Origin of the sequence: Variovorax raffinosi, assembly GCF_051216615.1 — a bacterium.
GTDB lineage: Bacteria > Pseudomonadota > Gammaproteobacteria > Burkholderiales > Burkholderiaceae_C > Variovorax.
In genome coordinates this window covers 67153-83237 of sequence record NZ_JBPJZR010000007.1, presented here as the reverse complement: position 1 = coordinate 83237, position 16085 = coordinate 67153, and the positions used below count along the sequence as shown (strand labels likewise).

General features: G+C 65.0%; 19 protein-coding genes. 10 read left to right on the top strand and 9 right to left on the bottom strand.

All coding sequences use genetic code 11. The annotated features are described in order from the left end of the window. Positions 1-45: 45 nt before the first annotated feature. A complete protein-coding gene (locus tag ACSFB7_RS20995; RefSeq protein WP_435473575.1) occupies positions 46-774 on the top strand; it encodes a class I SAM-dependent methyltransferase in 729 nt (242 codons plus the stop codon). A gap of 50 nt (positions 775-824) precedes the next feature. Here the strand turns inward: ACSFB7_RS20995 and ACSFB7_RS20990 are convergent, their stop codons facing one another. From ACSFB7_RS20990 to rtcR, 8 genes are all read right to left on the bottom strand, one after another. Next, positions 825-1097, bottom strand: coding sequence for a hypothetical protein (locus ACSFB7_RS20990; RefSeq protein ID WP_435473573.1), 273 nt, complete (start codon positions 1095-1097; stop codon positions 825-827). Positions 1098-1367: 270 nt separating this feature from the next. After that, the gene (gene lhpI / locus ACSFB7_RS20985) at positions 1368-2324 is read right to left on the bottom strand and encodes a bifunctional Delta(1)-pyrroline-2-carboxylate/Delta(1)-piperideine-2-carboxylate reductase (RefSeq protein WP_435473571.1); all 957 of its coding nucleotides are present in this window, start codon (positions 2322-2324) and stop codon (positions 1368-1370) included. A 5-nt stretch (positions 2325-2329) separates the two neighbouring features. Then, positions 2330-3196 carry an alpha/beta hydrolase gene (locus ACSFB7_RS20980; RefSeq protein WP_435473569.1) on the bottom strand — a complete coding sequence of 289 codons (867 nt, stop codon included), beginning with the start codon at positions 3194-3196 and terminating at the stop codon, positions 2330-2332. Further along, entirely contained in the window at positions 3193-3762 is a 570-nt protein-coding gene (locus ACSFB7_RS20975) for a 3'-5' exonuclease family protein (protein WP_435473567.1), read from the bottom strand. Before ACSFB7_RS20975 ends, ACSFB7_RS20980 begins: the two co-directional genes overlap by 4 nt. Positions 3763-3774: 12 nt before the next feature. After that, a complete protein-coding gene (locus tag ACSFB7_RS20970; protein WP_435473565.1) occupies positions 3775-4083 on the bottom strand; it encodes a hypothetical protein in 309 nt (102 codons plus the stop codon). A 30-nt stretch (positions 4084-4113) separates the two neighbouring features. Next, positions 4114-4443, bottom strand: a complete 330-nt coding sequence (locus tag ACSFB7_RS20965; protein WP_435473563.1) for a low molecular weight protein tyrosine phosphatase family protein — start codon at positions 4441-4443, stop codon at positions 4114-4116. A gap of 7 nt (positions 4444-4450) precedes the next feature. Further along, complete coding sequence (locus ACSFB7_RS20960; RefSeq protein ID WP_435473561.1) at positions 4451-4978, bottom strand: 2'-5' RNA ligase family protein; 528 nt, start codon at positions 4976-4978, stop codon at positions 4451-4453. 16 nt (positions 4979-4994) lie between these two features. Then, positions 4995-6605: an RNA repair transcriptional activator RtcR gene (gene rtcR, locus ACSFB7_RS20955; protein ID WP_435473559.1), complete on the bottom strand. Its 1611-nt coding sequence runs from the start codon at positions 6603-6605 to the stop codon at positions 4995-4997. A gap of 213 nt (positions 6606-6818) precedes the next feature. On the opposite strand from rtcR, the gene ACSFB7_RS20950 reads away from it, so the two are divergent. From ACSFB7_RS20950 to rtcA, 8 genes are all read left to right on the top strand, one after another. Then, positions 6819-8372, top strand: a complete 1554-nt coding sequence (locus tag ACSFB7_RS20950; RefSeq protein WP_435473556.1) for a vWA domain-containing protein — start codon at positions 6819-6821, stop codon at positions 8370-8372. Positions 8373-8910: 538 nt separating this feature from the next. After that, complete coding sequence (locus ACSFB7_RS20945; RefSeq protein WP_435473554.1) at positions 8911-9411, top strand: hypothetical protein; 501 nt, start codon at positions 8911-8913, stop codon at positions 9409-9411. A 32-nt stretch (positions 9412-9443) separates the two neighbouring features. Next, positions 9444-10664, top strand: coding sequence for an RtcB family protein (locus ACSFB7_RS20940; RefSeq protein ID WP_435473552.1), 1221 nt, complete (start codon positions 9444-9446; stop codon positions 10662-10664). 2 nt (positions 10665-10666) lie between these two features. Beyond that, on the top strand, positions 10667-10954 hold the full coding sequence (locus ACSFB7_RS20935) for a hypothetical protein (RefSeq protein ID WP_435473550.1): 288 nt from the start codon (positions 10667-10669) through the stop codon (positions 10952-10954). A gap of 66 nt (positions 10955-11020) precedes the next feature. Then, positions 11021-11659, top strand: coding sequence for a zinc-ribbon domain containing protein (locus ACSFB7_RS20930; protein WP_435473548.1), 639 nt, complete (start codon positions 11021-11023; stop codon positions 11657-11659). An 11-nt stretch (positions 11660-11670) separates the two neighbouring features. After that, the gene (locus tag ACSFB7_RS20925) at positions 11671-12624 is read left to right on the top strand and encodes a ribonuclease Z (RefSeq protein WP_435473546.1); all 954 of its coding nucleotides are present in this window, start codon (positions 11671-11673) and stop codon (positions 12622-12624) included. Positions 12625-12652: 28 nt separating this feature from the next. After that, positions 12653-13507, top strand: a complete 855-nt coding sequence (locus tag ACSFB7_RS20920; protein ID WP_435473544.1) for a nucleotidyltransferase domain-containing protein — start codon at positions 12653-12655, stop codon at positions 13505-13507. Further along, positions 13504-14541, top strand: a complete 1038-nt coding sequence (gene rtcA, locus ACSFB7_RS20915) for an RNA 3'-terminal phosphate cyclase (protein WP_435473543.1) — start codon at positions 13504-13506, stop codon at positions 14539-14541. The genes ACSFB7_RS20920 and rtcA overlap by 4 nt, the downstream gene beginning before the upstream one ends. 28 nt (positions 14542-14569) lie before the next feature. On the opposite strand, the gene ACSFB7_RS20910 is transcribed toward rtcA, so the two are convergent. Then, complete coding sequence (locus tag ACSFB7_RS20910; RefSeq protein ID WP_435473541.1) at positions 14570-15019, bottom strand: MarR family winged helix-turn-helix transcriptional regulator; 450 nt, start codon at positions 15017-15019, stop codon at positions 14570-14572. Between the two features lie 74 nt (positions 15020-15093). Here ACSFB7_RS20910 and ACSFB7_RS20905 point away from each other — a divergent pair, with 74 nt between their 5' ends. Next, on the top strand, positions 15094-16083 hold the full coding sequence (locus ACSFB7_RS20905) for a Bug family tripartite tricarboxylate transporter substrate binding protein (protein ID WP_435473539.1): 990 nt from the start codon (positions 15094-15096) through the stop codon (positions 16081-16083). Positions 16084-16085: the final 2 nt, after the last annotated feature.

Below are 16085 nucleotides of genomic sequence, written 5' to 3'. Positions count from 1 at the left end.
CCGGGGAAATAATGGCGTCGCTGCACTGCAAGCAAGGACTCCCCCATGGCCCAGAACATCTACGACACGCCCGCCTTCTTCGAGGGCTACCAGCAACTGCCGCGCTCGGTGCATGGCCTCGACGGTGCGCCCGAATGGCCCGCGCTGCGTGCGCTGGTGCCGCGCCTGCAGGGCCTGCGGGTGGTGGACCTTGGCTGCGGCCTCGGCTGGTTCTGCCGGTGGGCGCGCACGCAGGGCGCAGCATCGGTGCTCGGGCTCGACGTGTCGCAGCGCATGCTCGAAAAGGCCGGGGCCTTCGGTGCGGACAGCGCCATCACCTATGAGCGCGCGGACCTCGACGAACTGGCGTTGCCGTCGCAGTCATTCGACTTTGCCTACAGCTCGCTCGCCTTTCACTACATCGAAGACCTCTGCACGTTGTTGGGCACGGTGCACGCCGCGCTGGTGCCCGCAAGCCGGCTGGTGTTTTCGATCGAGCATCCGATCTTCATGGCGCCCCGCACGCCGGGCTGGCATACCGACGCCCAGGGGCGCAAGTCATGGCCGCTCGACAGCTATCAGATGGAAGGGCCGCGCACCACGAACTGGCTGGCCGAAGGCGTCATCAAGCAGCACCGCACGATGGGCACCTTGCTGAACACGCTGGTGCACGCGGGCTTTCACATCGATCACGTGCAGGAGTGGGGGCCGACCGACGCGCAGGTGGCGGCGGTGCCGTCGCTGGCTGAAGAGCGCGAGCGGCCGATGATGCTGCTGGTGAGCGCCAGCCGGTAGAGCTGCGCTCACTCATTCGCCGCCGCAGGGCGGCCACAGCAAGGAAGGGCTCAGGCGGCGTAGGCCTGGGACGAAAGCCGTTGCAGCATCGCGGTTTGTCGTACGTCCTCGGCGTCTCGCAGGCTCTTGGCGGCACGGGTCGCGACGTAGGCCACGTACAGGGTTTCGATGGCCTTGGCCCAGTCATGCGCCTTCTGGGAAATGCCTTCGGGTTTCACGGACGAGCCGGTGACGGCGTTGGTCGAGAGATCGTCGTCCGGACGGGCCGGTACATCGAATCCCACTTTGCTGAGGATGCTGGCTTTTTGAAGGATGGTGAGCATGCGGCTGGCCCTCGGTATTCATCGCGTTTGCAGGTTACTGGCAGTCTGGGGAGCAGCGCTATCCGCCGTATGACGTATGCGCCTCTCGCCTGAAATCGGTTCCTGGTTCGTGGCTTTCAAGTTCCGTGCCATCAACAAACCAGGGCCGCTTTCCGGTGGCGGGCGCCATGCGTCGAGTTTCCCCTGTGCATGACCGGTAAATCGGGCTGCCTAGGTGAAACAACGATTGGGACTAACCCTCAAGCGGTGCGCGAGTGGCACCGGCCACGCTCAGGTTGGAGCCGCGTTTTTCCACACCAGCGTGGCGGCCGTCAGGTCTTCGAGCGCGCTGCCCACCGCCTTGAACACGGTGCGTTCTTCATCGCGCGCACGGCCTGTGCGTTCGCCGCGGCACAGTTCGGCCAGCGTGCCCTGAACGTCTTGCGCGTGCAGCGTGCCGGCGGCCATCGCGTCGAGCAGGTCGCCCGATTTCTGCAGTGCCTCGTTCGTGTCGACATAAGTGCGTGCCCCGGCGAAGCACTGCACATCGGCTTCGCGCATCGCGGGCGTGAAGCTGCCGATCAGGTCGAGGTGCGAGCCCGGCGCGAGCCATTCGCCGCGCACCAATGGCGCGGTGGCCAGCGTGGCGCAGCTCACGATGTCGGCGTGGTCGCGCACGGCCGTTTCGAGGTCGGCGGCGGCCCGCGCATTCCAGCCCTCGGCGCGCCATTGCGCGGCCAGTGCCTCGGCGCCTTCGATGCGGTGGTTCCACACCCACACTTCATCGATGGGTCGCACGCTCGCATGCGCGGCCGGCAGCATGCGCGCGATGCGGCCGGTGCCCAGCACCAGCAGGCGGCGCGCATTCTTGCGCGCAAGAAACGACGCGCCGAGCGCCGAAGCGGCGGCCGTGCGGCGCGCGGTGATCTCGTTGCCATCCATCATCGCCAGCGGCACGCCGGTGCGCGCGTCGTACAGCACGTAGGTCGCATGCAGGCCGGGCAGGCCGCGCGCACTGTTGCCGGGAAAGATGTTGATGGTCTTGATGCCGAGAAAGCCCGCATCGCTCCACGCCGGCATGATGAGCACCGTGCCCTTGCTGCTGCTTGGGTCCGCACCCGCCGTCTCGATGCTGTGCACATGGCGCGGCGGCACCTGCGCCTCGGCCGCGAAGGCTTCGCGCAGCGCGGGCACGAGCCGGTCGAAGTTCAGGGGTGCGCGCGTGGCGGCTTCGTCGAAGTGTGTCATTGCCGTCATTGTTGCGGGACCGGGCGCATCGAGGCTTCGAAGAAGTCCATCAATGCCCGGCGGTAGGTGTGGCCGAATCTCTGGGCCGTCATCGGTTCGAGGTGGCCGGCGCCTGGCACTTCGATCAGGCGTTTGGGCTCGCGCGCATCGGCCAGCAGCCGCTGCGAATGCGTGGGCGGAATCACCTTGTCCGCCGTGCCGTGGATCAGCAGCAGCGGAATCGGCGAGATCGCCGCGACGAACTTCGACGCCGCGTAGGTGTCGCTGACCAGCAGGCCCGCGCCCGACAGCTTGTCGTTGGCAATCGCCGAGTACGAGTAGAAGGTCGACTCGATGGCCGCGGCCTTCACGCCCGCGCGATTGCCCGAGCCCACGACCGCAATGGCGTTGGTGCCGCCCAGGCTCTGCCCGAAGACGAACAGCCGCTCGGGGTCGACATCGACGCGCGAGCGCACGTGGTTCAGCGCGGCGTTGGAATCCTCGAACACGCCCTTGGGTTCTGGCTTGCCTTCGGATTCGCCGTAGCCGCGGTAGTCGAACACGAAGACGTTGTAGTCATGCTCCGGCAGCCAGGCCACGAAGCGCCAGTGCGTGCTCATGTTCTGCGCGTTGCCGTGGAAGTGAACCACCGTGCCCTTGGCTTCCTTCGGGTTCTTGCGATCCGTGGCGGGAAGAAACCAGCCGCTCAGGCGCGTGCCGTCGGCGCTGTTGAACTGGACGGGTTCGTAGCGCAGGCCCAGCACATCGGGCGTTTCATAGCGCACGCTGTCGGGGTAATAGAACATCGACTGCACACAGCCGGCCAGCAGGAGCGGCACCGCGCACAGCGCGCGCCTGCACCAGCGGTGGACTGCTGCGTGGCCCGTGGTCATGGCCGTGGGGCTTTCACGGCGCGGTTCTCCGCGAGCATGTTGCAAAAGAGGGCGCCTTGCTCGATGGCATCGTCCAGTGCCACGTGCGTGTGCGGCAGCTTGTCGAACCAGCGCCGTGGCATCGCGCGCTTGGTGCTGTCGCGGTAGCCGATCTTCAGCATCGCCATCGCGAACGACTTCATGTCGAGCGCCGAGTGGCTGAACGGGCTCTCGCCCGCGAAGCGGATGAGATACCAGTAGACGAACATGAAGTCGAAGCCCGCGGGGTAGGCCACGAACACCGGCCGGCTGGGCAGCCCCTTGAGCCAGCTCACGTAGTTCTTCATGGCGTGCGCCGGGTCTTGCAGGTCCGAGCGGCACGCGGCCCAGGCCTCGGGTTGCGTCTTCCACCACGCGGCGGTCCTGGGGTCGGCTTCGGCGCCGGGCAAGGTGTGCAGGTTGGCGCTGAAGGTGGAGATGAGTTGCTTGTCCGCCGTGTAGGCGGCCGAGCCGAAGCTCAGCATCGAATGCGGGCCGGGGATGGGGCCGTCGGATTCGACGTCTGTGCTGATGTAGGTTTCTGTCATGTGTTGTTGGTGTCAGGTGCTCTTGAGGGCATTTTTTCTTGATGCCTTGTTGGCGAGTACCTCGCCCAATGGCTTGTCTGCAGCCTTGCGCCATCTGCGCGGCGGGGTGCCCTTCACCCGCCCTTCGATTTGTGCCAACTGATCGTCGGTGTGCGAAGCGATGGCTGCCGTGAGCAAGGTGTCCTGCAAATGGCGTTCCGCCCGGTTCGCCCGGGCCTTGGCCAGGGGGATTCCCTTGCGCGATGCCTCGCTGTTTTCGGCGTAGACGTTTCGCCTGTCCTTGGTGTAGCTGAGTTGTTTCTTCTCTTGAGGCGTTTTCATGGCGGGCAGCTTCCCTCTGTTTGTTCGAAGTCAGTCGATGCCAAGAATCGACGGAACCGACCGCTCAAGCTCTTCAACCAGCTCCGGGTCCATGTATTTGTATTCGTCCGGAATGTCGAGCACGTGGATCGGCTTGCCTTCCAGCATGCGCGTGAACTCGGCCACCAGCCGCGACTTGTGTTTTTCTTCCATCACGAGGATCACATCGGCCCATTCGATGTCGTCGATGGACACCTTGTGCCGTGCATTCGGGCTGGTGCCGGCCGAGCGTGCCGAGATCAGCGGATGCCGGCGCCAGAGCTGTTCGGCCGTGGGGCTGCGCCATTGGTTGCGGCTGCAGATGAAGAGAACGTTGCGCATGGATCAATCAGGTGCGAGCTTCGGGCAGTGGGAAGGCATGCAGGTCTTGCCAGCGGCCGGATGAGTTTTCAATGAGCATGACTTCCGTGCACGTCGCATGCACAGGGCCTGATGCAAGGAGTCGTGCCTGCAATTCGACGGCCGCTGCATCCGCATCGAGCGCGTTGCCATGCGCCACGGACAGATGCGGGATCACGCCTTCGAACGCACCCTCATAAGGTGGGAAGTTGGGGAAGGCCTCTGCCAGCGCCAATGTCATCGCGACGAACGGCCCGGCCGGCTCCGGCGCAAGGTAGGCCGTTTCCGGAAAGCGCCCGACCTTGCTTAACGCAAACGAGAACGAAGGTGTGTGGCTCAGCACGCGCTGTGCGAGCGCCAGCACGTCCGGCGTGATCAGCGCCGGGTCCATGAACGGAACCAGCACGGTGATGTGTGCCGGCACGCCGAGCACGACGGTGGCGTCATACCGGCGGCGCAGGTCGCCCACGAGCGATTCGGCTGCCGGGACCTTGACTGCGAATGCGGAGATGGCCATCGGCGCGGAGGATAGCTCAGGCGCTGGCGATGCGGCTCCATTCGATGCCGTGCTTCGCCAGGTACTTGCGAAGGCGGTCCGCATCGTTCACCACGCTGCGTTGCTCGCGCGAAGCCTGGAAGAGTTGTCGCCCCGCATCGGAAAGGCTGCGTGATTGCCGGCACACGCGGACCACCGCTTCGAGCTGCAGCCTGTCGAACAGGTCGAGCGCAGCCGCGCGTTCATCGCCGAGCAGCGTGTCCAGATCGATGTCGCTATCGCTCGCCGCTGTGAGCGGCCCCGCGTGCTTCCACAGCCACCGCAGCCGCGCGATCTCCGCCTCGACCAGCGCCACCGGAATGCGCCCGCCATCCGCCAGCGTGGCCAGCCGCGTCACGCTGGCCGAGAGGTCGCGGAAGTTGCCGCTCCACACGGCTTCGCCGCTTTGTGCGAAGCGCAGATAGGCCGCACGAGCCTCGGCGTTGAAGCGCACCACGCGGTGGTTCTCGCTCGCGTGAATGGCCAGCAGGTGGTCGATGTTGGGCTCGATGTCTTCGGGCCGTTGCGCGAGGCCGGGCAGGTCATACGTCCACAGGTTGATGCGTGCGAACAGGTCTTCGCGAAAGCGGCCCTGCGCCACGTCGCTGCGCAGATCGCGGTTGGTGCCGGCGATGAGCTGGAAGTCGCTCTCCACTTCCTTGTCCGCGCCCACGGGGAAGAAGCGCTTTTCTTCGATGGCCTTCAGCAGCATCGCCTGTTCGTCGAGGCCCAGTTCGCCGATCTCATCGAGGAACAGCGCGCCCTGGTGCGCGGTGCGCAGCAGTCCGGGCCGGTCGCTCGCCGCACCTGTGAAGGAACCCTTCTTGTGCCCGAACAGCGTGGACGCCGCGCCGTCGCCGCGCAGCGTGGCGCAGTTCACCTCGACGAACGGTCCGGTCATCTGGTGGCGCGCCTGCTTCAGCTCGAACATGCGCCGTGCCAGGAAGGACTTGCCCGCGCCGGTCGGCCCGATCAGCAGGATGGGCGCGCGTGAGCGCACGGCCACGCGCTCGATCTCGTCGATCAGTGCGTTGAAGCGCGCGTTGCGCGTGGCAATGCCGCTCTTGAGGAAAGCGACCGCGTCGCGCTGCTCGGCGTCGAAGCGGCGCGCGATCACGTCGTAGCGCGACAGGTCCAGGTCGATCAGCGTGCACTTGCCGGCTTCGCCTTCGCGCTGCCGCTTGGGCGGCGAGGTCTGCGCCAGCACGCCGGGCACCACGCGCGATTCGGACAGCAGGAACATGCAGATCTGCGCGACGTGCGTGCCAGTGGTGATGTGCGTCCAGTACTGCTCGCGCTCGGTGTCGAAGGTGTAGGCGCGGGCCCAGTCGTACAGGCGCGTGTAGACCTCGCCGAAGTCCCACGGGTCAGCAAGCTCGATGGGCACCAGGTTGACGGTGGTCTCGGGCGAGACGGAAACGATGTCGGCCTTGACCACTTCGGCCAGCGCCTTGTGTCGCAGCGTGTAGAGCAGCTCCATGCGCGCGACGACCATGTCTTCGTGCTGGGCGAGCGAGACGGTGGGCCGCCACTTGTTCCAACGGCCGGCGCCCTGGCCGGCATCGAGCTGGGTGCCGAGAAAGCCGATGACGACGATGGGTTTCTTCATGTTTGGATAAATAGCTATCCAAAATTATAAGAAATCTAGATAAATCTCAAGATCGAGAACAGATCGAAAGTTCTTGAGAAGAAGAAATTTCAATCAAATCAATGAGTTAGAGGCGAGCCACGCGACGCGATGGAAACCTGGCACACCCGTTGCAATAAGGATCACACATTCAAGAAATCAGACACAAGAAAACAACCACAAGGAGAAGTCACGATGGCCAACCTTCAACTCTTTCAAACCCTGCGCGGTGCCCTGGTGCCCGCGACGGATGCCCGCAACGAAGCGGGTGGCGCGGCCTATGCCCTGTCGCCGAAGCACCAGCTGGCGCAGCTCGCCGCGACCGGTTGCCTGAACAACACGTTCTACGCGCAAGCGCAGGACCAGCTCGATGCCGTGATGGCCCTGGCCCGCGAAGTCGATCCGCTGTTCGTTGCCAAGACGGCCGTGTACGCACGCCGTGCCGGCCACATGAAGGACATGCCGGCGCTGCTGGCCGCGACGCTCGCCAAGCGCGACGTGGCGCTGCTGGCCCAGGTGTTCGGCCGCGTGATCGACAACGGCAAGATGCTGCGCAACTTCGTGCAGATGCTGCGTTCGGGGGCCGTGGGCCGCAAGTCGCTCGGTACGCGTCCGAAGAAGCTCGTGCAGCAATGGCTGCTTCAAGCGTCCGAAGCGCAACTGCTGAACGCCTCGGTGGGCAACACGCCTTCGCTGGCCGACGTGGTGAAGATGGTTCACCCCAAGCCCGCCGAAGCATGGCGCGCCGCGTGGTTCGCATGGCTGATCGGTCGTCCGTATGCGCTGGAGGCACTGCCTCCGCAGACGCAGGCGTTCGAACGCTTCAAACAGGACCGTTCGCTCGAAGTGCCTGATGTGCCGTTCCAGATGCTGACCGCGCTGGAGCTGGATACGCAGGCCTGGGCGCAGATCGCGCAGCGTGGCTCGTGGCAGATGGTGCGTCAGAACCTGAACACCTTTGCGCGCCATGGCGTGTTCGCACTGCCGGGCCTCGCGCATGCGGTGGCCGCCAAGCTGCGTGACCCGCAGGCCGTGGCCAAGGCCCGTGTGCTGCCGTACCAGCTGATGGCGGCCTACACCGCAACCGGCACCGAGGTGCCGCACGTGGTGAAGGAAGCGCTGCAGGACGCGATGGAACTCGCGCTGGCCAATGTGCCGCAGTTCGAGGGCCGCGTGGTGGTGTGCCCCGACGTGTCGGGCTCCATGAGCTCGCCAGTGACGGGTCACCGCGGTACGGCAACCACTGCGGTGCGTTGCATCGACGTGGCTGCGCTGGTGGCTGCCGCCGTGCTGCGCCGCAATGCGGATGCGCGTGTGCTGCCCTTCGAGACGAAGGTGGTGCCGTTGAAGCTGAATCCGCGTGATTCGGTGATGACCAACGCGGCCAAGCTGGCGACGGTGGGCGGTGGCGGTACCTCGTGCAACGCACCGCTGGCATTGCTGAACCACGAGAAGGCGCAGGCCGATCTGGTGGTGCTGGTGTCGGACAACGAATCGTGGGCCGACCGTGCCCGTGGCCGTGGTACCGCGACCATGCAAGAGTGGGATGCGTTCAAGAAGCGCAACCCGAAGGCGCGGATGGTGTGCATCGACATCCAGCCTTATGCGACCACCCAGGCGCAGGAGCGCGACGATGTGCTGAACATCGGCGGCTTCAGCGACGAAGTGTTCAAGCTGCTGGCGGTGTATGCCGCGGGTGGCCTGGGCGCAGACCACTGGGTGGGTGTGATCGAAGAGACTTCGATCTGAGAGAAAGAAGAGAGGGCGCCGTGGGCCTTGGCTTGCGGTGCCCGATCCGAAGAAATTGAACGTCGTCGTTCGGCGAATGCAGGTGTGACTACATCACCAATCCGATGTCGCACCGACTGTTTGTCGCTGAACGGGGATGAAAGTTTTTGTGCGAATGCAGGCAGGACTACATCTTGGTTTGACCAGGGTTCGAATCCCGGCGCCGGTTCTCCGGCGTGGTCTACGTCTTGTCATCCTTGTTGCACTGTTTTTTGCAGCGAATGCTGGCGGAACTACAGCCTCCAACGCTCGGGGTCGCGGGTTCGAATCCCGCCGGTCGAAAGACCGTAGCTCAGTGGCTAGAGCACGACTGTTTCGTCGATTTTTGTCGCTGCTTTTTTGTTTTGAGGTGAATGCAGGCAGGTTTACAGGTCAGAGCGTCATGGCTGTGCCATGAAGGTCCCGGGTTCAACCCCCGGTCTGCTTCGGCAGATAGCTCAGCGAAACAACCCGTCGCTCCTCGTCACCTCTTTTCGTTGTCGTTGAACAGAAAGAAGATATGTTGGAAGAAGATCGCCCCCAGGAACGGATCGCCTACGTGCTGAGCGGCACCGGCTGGGCCACGTTGAGCTTTCGCGCCGATGCCGGTCCCATGGACTTCGCGGTGTCGTACCTGCACGATTCGCTGGGCGACCTGGCGCGCATGGGGCTCGACCTGGTGAAGGGTGCATCGCACGCCACGGCCATCTTCATGGACGAGCCCGGAGAAGTTCACCTCATGGTGACGGGCGACAAGGAAGACCTGGCTTTCGAGCTGCGCCGCTATCGCGATTGGGCAAGCTGGGGCATCACCGCCATGGACGATTACGAGGTCCTGGACCACGGCACCATCCGGCGCGTGGAACTGGTGCGCAACATCCACGCGATCCTGGGGCGGATCCATGTGGACGTGGGGCTCGCGAAGTACCGCGAGCTTTGGGTGGAGCACGACTTCCCGCTCCGGGCATACGAAGGACTCATCGCTGCATTCAAGAAGCAGCCGTGGGCCTCCTGCAAGTAGAAATTGAACAGAGAGAAGAGAAGGAATAAAAAATGACGAACTACAAGATCCACGAAGTGGCCAACGGCGTCCCCGTGAAGATGTGGACGAACGGCGTGCCCGTGGAAGACGAAGCGCAAAAGCAGCTCGAGAACGCCGCGCGCCTGCCCATCGTGTTCAAGCACATCGCGGCCATGCCTGACGTGCACTACGGCATCGGTGCGACCGTGGGTTCGGTGATCCCGACCTTCAAGGCCATCATTCCCGCTGCGGTGGGCGTGGACATCGGCTGCGGAATGATGGCGTGCAAGACCACGCTCAATGCGCGCGACCTGCCCGATAACCTGGGCCCGCTGCGTTCGGCGATCGAGAAGGCCGTGCCTCACGGATCGAACCCCAAGCGCATGGGCCGCGACAAGGGCTCGTGGGAAACGCCGCCCGACGAAACCGATGCCGCCTGGGCCAAGCTGGTGGACGAGTTCGATGCCATCTGCGAGGACTACCCGCGCATCAAGAACACGAACAACCACAAGCACCTGGGAACGCTGGGAACCGGTAACCACTTCATCGAGGTGTGCCTGGACGAAGCGGGCGCCGTGTGGTTCATGCTGCACTCGGGTTCGCGTGGCGTGGGCAATGCCATCGGTACGCACTTCATCGAACTCGCGAAGAAAGACGCCGAGCTGCACCAGCGCAACCTGCCCGATCAGGACCTGGCGTACTTCGAGGAAGGCGCCAAGTACTTCGGTGACTACGTGCGTGCGGTGGGCTGGGCCCAGAAGTTCGCGCGTGCCAACCGCGAAGTGATGATGCAGCGCGTGGTCGCGGCCGCGCGCAAGGTCATCACCAAGCCCTTCGAGGCGCATGTGGAAGCGGTGAACTGCCACCACAACTACGTGAGCCGCGAGACGCACTTCGGTGAAGACGTGCTCGTGACCCGCAAGGGCGCGGTGAGCGCCAAGGCCGGCGAGCTGGGGATCATCCCCGGCAGCATGGGCGCCAAGAGCTACATCGTGCGCGGAAAGGGCAACCCCGAGAGCTTCATGAGCTGCAGCCACGGCGCCGGTCGAAAGATGAGCCGTACCAAGGCCAAGAAGCTGTTCACCATCGCCGACCAGATCGCGGCGACCGAAGGCGTCGAATGCCGAAAAGACGCCGACGTGATCGACGAGATTCCGATGGCCTACAAGGACATCGATGCGGTGATGGCGGCGCAGGAGGACCTGGTGGAGGTGGTTTACACGCTCAAGCAGGTTGTCTGCGTGAAGGGTTGAGCATGGGCATCGAGTACCGCGTCAAGGTCGCTTTGCCGTCGCGCGATGTCGCGCACGGCATTTGCAGGAAGGCCGGCATCGGCGGCCATCTGAACGTCGAGGGTGAGCGTGCGGATTTCTATCCGGCGCCGCCGTCGACGCCTTCGGAATGGGCGCAGGCCTCGGTCAGCATCGACGCCGATGGCTTTGTCGTTTGTCTGCTTGCGAACAGCAGCTTTGCGCGACAGGTGCTCGGCAGCATCGTTCAACTCGCCGCGGGCGAAGGTGTCGTGACAGTGGAAGAGCTATAGCTATAGAAGGCAATCGGAAGATCCGGCCTGCCTTCGTAGCAACGTATTGCGAAGGTTTGAAGAAAAATGAAAAGCAACAAGCAACGCCGTGCCGAGATCAAGGCACATCGCCGCCAACGTGCGGCGGCGCTGGCCACGCACTCGTTCAAGCCGGATGTCCGGCTGCCACGGGTCGGGGCCCATGCCTCGGACGACGAACTGGCCGATCGGTCGGTGCTCCTGCGCTACAACAACACCTATGGGCCTCTGCCCGCCTTTTATGCCGCGCAGCCCTTCGTGTGCTGCGATTGCGGCGCGCAGGAGGTGTGGACCGCGAAGCAGCAGAAGTGGTGGTACGAAACGCTACACGGCCATATCGAGAGCAGGGCCGTGCGTTGCCTGGCATGCCGTCGTGCCCGTCGCGAACGGGTTCGGTCGGCTGGACCGGGTGCGAATCTGCTCGGGGAGCAAACGAATCGTCTTCGGGCACTGGGTGAAATGAAGCCTGGCGAAGAAGCCGTGGCCGAAATCGACGCCGCGCTGCAAAGCAAATGGTGGAGCTTGCGCGTTGTCGCGATCCAGACGATGGCCCGTTGGGGCGATGCCGACCGGATCGAGAAACTCAAGGCGATGATCGCGGCGCGACCGGAGGGCGGGCGTCGATACTGGAGCTGGGAGCGCGTCGCCGCCGATGCCGCGATGTGCGCGTTGATACGCAGGGAGTGATCGAAGTGATGATGAAACTGACTTTTCTGGGAACCTCTTCAGGCACTCCCACGCGCTACCGCAACGTCTCCGGCCTCGCCGTGCAGACGGTGCTCGGCGCCGACTGGTTCCTGATCGACTGCGGCGAAGGCACGCAGCACCGTCTGCTGCAAACGCCGCTGTCGCTGCACGATATGGCCGCCGTCTGCATCACGCATGTGCATGGCGACCATTGCTATGGCTTGCCGGGTTTGCTCGCGAGCGCGGGCATGGGCAAGCGCACGAAGCCGCTGACGCTGGTCGCGCCGCTGCCGGTGTGGGAGTGGTTCCAGGCCACGCGCCAGTTGACCGATCTGCACCTGCCCTACGAGGTCGAGCATGTGGATGTCGACGCGCAACCGCTGGTGTACGAAGCACCCGGCCTGCGCATCGAGCGTCACGTGCTGCGTCATCGCGTGCCCAGCCATGCCTACCGCGTGCAGGTGCAAACCCGGCGCGTCCGGCTGAAGGCCGATGTGCTGCGCGCCGTCGGTCTGCCGCCCGGCCCGGCATGGCGCGCGCTGCAGACCGGCGAGGACGTGCCTTTCAACGGCGCGGTGCTGCGCAGCGCCGATTTCACGGAAACGCAGATCGACACGGCCAGTGCGGTGATGGGCGGCGACAACGCCGAGCCCGCGCTGCTGCGTGCCGCCTGCGAAGGTGCTCAACTGCTGGTGCACGAAGCCACGTACACGCAGGAAGTGCTCGACAAGGTCGGCCCCGGGCCGATGCACAGTTCGGCGCGCTTGCTGGCCGAATTCGCGCAGTCTGTGGAAGTACCCAACCTTGTGCTGACGCATTTCAGCGCACGGCATCAGAACGAAGAGGGCATGCGGGAACTGATGACAGAGACCGAGGCCCATTACCGCGGCAATGCGTTCCTGGCCAATGACCTGGACGTGTTCGAACTCGACAGCGCCGGCAAGGTGACTGTCACCCGCGCCTGACCGATCAAGAAGAGAAGAAGAATTTTTCATGAGCAACCAAGAATTCCTGCGCTCCGCCCATCCCATCGATCCCGCCATGCGCGCCGAGATCATGGAGAACCTGCGCGCCATCGAAGCGAAGCACGACGTGACCGTGCTGTTCGCCTGCGAATCCGGCAGCCGTGGCTGGGGCTTTGCCTCGCCCGACAGCGACTACGACGTGCGCTTCATCTACGTGAACCGCCTGCCGTGGTATCTCACGGTGACGCCGCACCGCGACGTGATCGAGGTGCCGATCAGCGGCGACCTGGACATCAACGGCTGGGACCTGCGCAAGGCGCTCGGCCTGATGCGCGAGTCGAACCCGACGCTGCTCGAATGGCTGCGCTCGCCCATCGTGTACCGCGACGACGTGCTGACGATGCCGCGTTTTCGCGCGCTGTCGGAGGCGGTGTTCTCCAACGCACGCGCATGGCATCACTACACCTCGATGGCAAAGAAGAACTTTCGCGAGCACCTGCAGGCCGACGAGGTGCGCTACAAGAAGTACCTCTACGTGCTGCGTCCGCTGTTGGCCGCGCGCTGGATCCACACGCAGCCCGGCGTGCCGCCGATGCGCTTCGCCGAACTGGCGCAGCGCACGCTCGACGCCGTGCGCGATGCCGCGCTCATCGAAGAGATCAACGCGCTGCTCGAAGTGAAGATGCGCGCCGGTGAAGCCGCGACCAGCCCGCGCTGGCCCGGCATCCATGCGTTCATCGAAGCCGAGCTGGCGGCCAATGCGGCCGAGCCGATCACGCCGCTGCCGCAGGCCGAAGGCGCGGGGCTGGATGTCTTTCTTTGCGAGACGGTACTGCGCTTCGATGCGGCTGCATCGCACGTCCATGAAGGAGGCCACGCATGATCGAGCTCGACGGCTCCCAAGGCGAGGGCGGCGGCCAGATCCTGCGCACCAGCCTTGCGCTGTCGGTGGTCACGGGCCGGCCCCTGGCCATCGAGAAGATTCGCGCGGGCCGTGCCAAGCCGGGCCTGATGCGCCAGCACCTCGCGTGCGTGAAGGCGGCCGCCGAGATCAGCGGTGCGCAGGTCGACGGCGCTGAGCTGGGCTCGCAGTCGCTGCGCTTCACACCGGGCCCGGTGCGCGCAGGCGACTACAGCTTTGCGATTGCGAGCGCAGGAAGCTGCATGCTGGTGCTGCAGACCGTGCTGCCGCCGTTGCTGCTGGCCGGCGTGCAGAGCCGCGTGCACCTGAGCGGCGGCACGCACAACCCGATGGCACCGCCCTTCCATTTCCTGGAGCGGGCCTTCGCGCCATTGGTGCGCCGGCTGGGTGCAGACCTGCAACTGACGCTGCGCCGCTGTGGCTTCTACCCGGCCGGTGGTGGCGAGGTCGAAGCGACCATCGTGCCGGCGGCGGGCGCGCTGCAGTCCTTCGACTTGATGGCGCGCGGCGCGCTGCAATCGGGCTACGCGGAATGCCTGGCACCGGGCCTGCCGCGCCATGTGCCGGCGCGCGAACTCGAAACGCTCGGGGGTGCGATGGGCTGGTCGGGCGAGCAGCTTCGCCTCGGGTCCGTGCGTCAGAACGAAGGTCCGGGCAATGCGCTGCTCGCCACGCTGGCGTACGAGCATGTCACCGAGGTCTTCACGGCGTTCGGCGAGAAGTCGCTCAGCGCCGAGCAGGTGGCACATGGCCTCGTGAAAGAGTTGCGCGAGTTCCAGAAGAGCGAGGCGGCCGTCGGCCCGCATCTGGCCGACCAGCTCGCGTTGCTGCTGGCGCTCGCGGCGTGGCAAAGCAAGAAGGCCGGTGTCTTCACCTGCAGCGAGGTGACGGAGCACACGCGCACCAACTGCACGGTGATCGAGCGTTTTCTGCCGGTGCGCTTCACGATCACCGAAAGCCGACAGGCTTCGACGGTGCAGGTCGCTCCGGCCTGAATCGACGGACTGAACGCCGCTTGCTCGCTCAGGCGAGCGGTGTCGCGTTCGCGTACAGGCGCAGCAGCATCGCGCGCAGCGTCTTGACTTCGGCCGCGCTGAAGTCCGAGGTCGCCACCGCTTCGTAGTGCTGCGCGAGCGGAATCAGCTCGCAGGTCAGCGCCATGCCGCGTTCCGTCAGCGCGATGCGCACCGCGCGCTTGTCGGTGTCGCATTTCTCGCGCGCCACCAGTTCATGCATCGCCAGTCGGTCGACGATGCGCGAGAGCGCCGACAGGTCGGTGGAGGCATGCGTCGCCAGTTCCGACAGGGTCTGGCGCGGCGTGTGCTGCAGCGACGCGCACACACGCCATTCACTCAAAGCGAGTCCGTAGGGCTTGAGCGCCTTCGCAAAGGCGTTGCCCATGCGGGCGCCGGCGCGTGCCAGAAGGAACGGTATGGCCTTCTCGAGGTCGTGATCTTGGGGCAGGGTTTTCATCTAGAAATGCTTGAACAATCAAGTATATAGTCCGCCGCAATTACTTGAATAATCAAGTAAAAACGGAGTCGATCATGAGCCATAACTCTTCCCGTCGGGGCGTCATCGCGGTGGTGCTTTCCCTGCTGTCCCTGGCGCCGCTGGCCCATGCGCAGGGCGCCGCGGCCAAGTGGCCGGCGCAGGCCGTGCGCTTCATCGTGCCGTTCCCGGCGGGCTCGGCGCCCGACGTGCTGGTGCGCCAGGTGGGCGCGAAGCTGGGCGACAAGTGGGGGCAGGCCGTGATCATCGACAACAAGCCCGGCGGCAGCGGTGTGATCGGCATGAACAGCATCCTCTCGGCATCGGCCGACGGCTACACCTTCGGCTTTGTGCAGGGCTCGGCGATCTCGGTGGCGCCGAGCATCATCAAGGGCGTCAACTACGACTTCAACCGCGACTTCGTGCCGGTCACGCTCGCGGCCGTCGCGCCGTTCATGCTGGCGGTGCCCGCCAATTCGCCCTACAAGACGCTGGCCGAGTTCATCGCCGCCGCGCGCGCCAAACCGCAGGGCATCGAGGTGGCCGACAACGGCCGTGGCACCGCGCCGCACCTGGCCTCTGCGCTGCTCGGCCTGCAGTCGGGCGCGCAGTTCCTCGAAGTGCACTACACCGGCGGCGCGCAAGCCATGCAGGCCACGCTGGGCGGCCAGACCCAGATGATGGTCGACACCTTCAACGTGGTTGCCGGCAACGTGCAGGGCGGGCGCATGCGCGTGCTCGCCAGCATGGGCGACCGCGTCGAGGCCGGGCTGGAGGCGTTCCCGCTCGCCAGCAAGACGGTGCCGGGTGCGGTGGCGCATGGCTGGTTTGCCGTCATCGCGAAGAAGGGCGTCGACCCGCTGGTGCTCGCAAAGCTCAACAAGGACATGAACGAGGCGCTGCTGCTGCCCGACGTGGTGGCCAAGTCGCGCGAGCTGGGCACCTACCCGCGCCCCGGCACCCCCGAACAACTGGCGCGCTACATCGCCGACGACCGCAAGACCTGGCAGGACGTGCTGGACAAACTCAACATCAAACCGGAGTAACC

Excerpts from the sequence above, each read along its gene's own strand:
- ACSFB7_RS20965 (WP_435473563.1), bottom strand. The coding sequence starts at position 4,443 with ATGCGCAACGTTCTCTTCATCTGCAGCCGCAACCAATGGCGCAGCCCC.
- ACSFB7_RS20940 (WP_435473552.1), top strand. The coding sequence starts at position 9,444 with ATGACGAACTACAAGATCCACGAAGTGGCCAACGGCGTCCCCGTGAAG.
- ACSFB7_RS20995 (WP_435473575.1), top strand. The coding sequence starts at position 46 with ATGGCCCAGAACATCTACGACACGCCCGCCTTCTTCGAGGGCTACCAG.
- ACSFB7_RS20990 (WP_435473573.1), bottom strand. The coding sequence starts at position 1,097 with ATGCTCACCATCCTTCAAAAAGCCAGCATCCTCAGCAAAGTGGGATTC.
- ACSFB7_RS20930 (WP_435473548.1), top strand. The coding sequence starts at position 11,021 with ATGAAAAGCAACAAGCAACGCCGTGCCGAGATCAAGGCACATCGCCGC.
- ACSFB7_RS20920 (WP_435473544.1), top strand. The coding sequence starts at position 12,653 with ATGAGCAACCAAGAATTCCTGCGCTCCGCCCATCCCATCGATCCCGCC.
- lhpI (WP_435473571.1), bottom strand. The coding sequence starts at position 2,324 with ATGACACACTTCGACGAAGCCGCCACGCGCGCACCCCTGAACTTCGAC.
- ACSFB7_RS20970 (WP_435473565.1), bottom strand. The coding sequence starts at position 4,083 with ATGAAAACGCCTCAAGAGAAGAAACAACTCAGCTACACCAAGGACAGG.
- rtcA (WP_435473543.1), top strand. The coding sequence starts at position 13,504 with ATGATCGAGCTCGACGGCTCCCAAGGCGAGGGCGGCGGCCAGATCCTG.
- ACSFB7_RS20950 (WP_435473556.1), top strand. The coding sequence starts at position 6,819 with ATGGCCAACCTTCAACTCTTTCAAACCCTGCGCGGTGCCCTGGTGCCC.
- ACSFB7_RS20980 (WP_435473569.1), bottom strand. The coding sequence starts at position 3,196 with ATGACCACGGGCCACGCAGCAGTCCACCGCTGGTGCAGGCGCGCGCTG.
- ACSFB7_RS20910 (WP_435473541.1), bottom strand. The coding sequence starts at position 15,019 with ATGAAAACCCTGCCCCAAGATCACGACCTCGAGAAGGCCATACCGTTC.
- ACSFB7_RS20925 (WP_435473546.1), top strand. The coding sequence starts at position 11,671 with ATGAAACTGACTTTTCTGGGAACCTCTTCAGGCACTCCCACGCGCTAC.
- ACSFB7_RS20945 (WP_435473554.1), top strand. The coding sequence starts at position 8,911 with ATGTTGGAAGAAGATCGCCCCCAGGAACGGATCGCCTACGTGCTGAGC.
- ACSFB7_RS20905 (WP_435473539.1), top strand. The coding sequence starts at position 15,094 with ATGAGCCATAACTCTTCCCGTCGGGGCGTCATCGCGGTGGTGCTTTCC.
- ACSFB7_RS20960 (WP_435473561.1), bottom strand. The coding sequence starts at position 4,978 with ATGGCCATCTCCGCATTCGCAGTCAAGGTCCCGGCAGCCGAATCGCTC.
- ACSFB7_RS20935 (WP_435473550.1), top strand. The coding sequence starts at position 10,667 with ATGGGCATCGAGTACCGCGTCAAGGTCGCTTTGCCGTCGCGCGATGTC.
- ACSFB7_RS20975 (WP_435473567.1), bottom strand. The coding sequence starts at position 3,762 with ATGACAGAAACCTACATCAGCACAGACGTCGAATCCGACGGCCCCATC.
- rtcR (WP_435473559.1), bottom strand. The coding sequence starts at position 6,605 with ATGAAGAAACCCATCGTCGTCATCGGCTTTCTCGGCACCCAGCTCGAT.